2 protein-coding genes are annotated in these 1713 nt (G+C 39.2%); one reads left to right on the top strand and one right to left on the bottom strand.

Features of this window, described 5'->3' with window-relative positions:
- The first annotated feature begins 231 nt into the window (after window positions 1–231).
- Entirely contained in the window at window positions 232–624 is a 393-nt protein-coding gene (locus tag VB714_RS07275) for an SET domain-containing protein (protein ID WP_323222595.1), read from the top strand.
- Window positions 625–718: 94 nt separating this feature from the next.
- Here VB714_RS07275 and VB714_RS07270 read toward each other — a convergent pair whose 3' ends face one another.
- Window positions 719–1708: a M28 family peptidase gene (locus VB714_RS07270; protein WP_416309630.1), complete on the bottom strand. Its 990-nt coding sequence runs from the start codon at window positions 1706–1708 to the stop codon at window positions 719–721.
- Window positions 1709–1713 lie beyond the last annotated feature (5 nt).

Raw genomic sequence — 1713 nt, 5'->3', positions numbered from 1 at the left:
CCCTTGGCTAAAAAATAGCTGTGGACTTACATGGAAGTATTGTAACACAAGACGGGTTAAAACCCGTTGCGTTCGATGTCCATTGATTAAAATCAATGGCTAACCCTCACTCTCTGGTTTTAGGTTTGCGATCGCAAAATCGTAAATTTGCACTATTCTGTTATTGACATTGGCCTGTAGTTCCTGTTACTTTCAGAATGTAAATTCAAGACAAGACAAAAAAAAATTATTATGTTACTTATTTATACTACTCTAGGATCTAGTAATATTCACGGAATTGGACTTTTTGCAGCACAATTCATTCCTAAAGGAACAGTTACATGGCGCTATCATCCTGATTTTGATATCGCCTACAGCACTCATGAGATTGAGGGAATGTCTCTGCCTGCTAGAGAGCAAATTCTTAAGTATGCTTACTATGACCAAGATTTGCAAAAATACATTCTCTGCTTTGATGATCAGCGATTTATTAATCACTCATCCAATGATCCTAACATCCTTTCCACTCCAAGAGAGGATATAGCGGCGCGCGATATCCAAGAAGGAGAAGAACTTTTGTCTGATTACAATTGCTTTGATAATACCTATTTTGAACGCTTGGGCTTGAAGACTCTATTAAATTAAAGTCAGGTAGGGGTTTGGTGACCAAACCCCTACCTTTTTTACGAATCAAATGGATTTGCTATAGGAGGGAATATCCTCCGATTTAATCTCAGATTTAAGATGCTAATTCGAGAATAACTCTCTCTAATCCTGCCACAACTCGTGCCAAATATTCGTAATTTACCTTATCCGGTGTGTCTTCTGAACTATGGTAATAAGGGTAACGAAAAGGTGCTGTATCTGTCACCATTAAGGCTGGATAACCCACTTGCCAAAACGACCAATGATCCGACCAGCCAACCCCGGAGATACTGTCAGGAAGTGTTGCGCCTTCTGAGGGAAATTGGGTCTGAGTGCGAAATGAACGAATTACTTGTTTGACTAACTGACTCGATGACATATTACCAATAAAAGCAATAAAATTCCCCGTAATGGGATAAACTAAATTTAATAAGCCGAGGGGATATTGCTGACTGCCTGGTTTTTCGGAATAATAGCCCATTGTTTCTAAACTGAGCATCCCGACGATATTTTCCTTGCGATCGCGGCATTTTCGTGCATAAACTAAACTGCCCATATCGTCTGTCCAAAAAAATGGGGGTTCTTCATTCACAAACTCTACCAGTCGCAAAGTACGAGAAAGTGTCTGCTTTTGTTCCGAAAATGCTTGGGCTAATGCTAGAATTGCCACGGCACCAGACCCATTATCATTGGCCCCCGGACTGCCCAGAACAGAATCATAGTGCGCCCCAATTACAATAATTTCATCGGCTTTATCTGTTCCTGGTATCTCTACTTCAATATTATTAAAATGCCGATCGCTAATATCTTGGGTATTATATCCGTGTAAATTGACTTTATAGCCAGAAGATTCTAAAGAAGAAACGAGGAACTTTTCGGCGGCTTGTAAATTATCGTATAAGTAATAATTATGCTCGCCAATGTCTCCCGATAATTGTTCTAAATTTTGTTGCAGATCGATTTTTAATTGTTCTTCATAAGCTGTTAAAGGTGGTAATTCACCTCGATAGCTTTTCCCCGGCATCATTATCATCGTTTTCCAAATTCCGAGTAAAATAAATACTAAAATCCCTAAGACAATAATACTGC

Source organism: Spirulina sp. 06S082 (assembly GCF_034932145.1).
Lineage (GTDB): Bacteria > Cyanobacteriota > Cyanobacteriia > Cyanobacteriales > Spirulinaceae > CCY15215.
The sequence above is the reverse complement of the archived record's forward strand: the minus strand, read 5'-3'. Positions and strand labels throughout refer to the sequence as shown.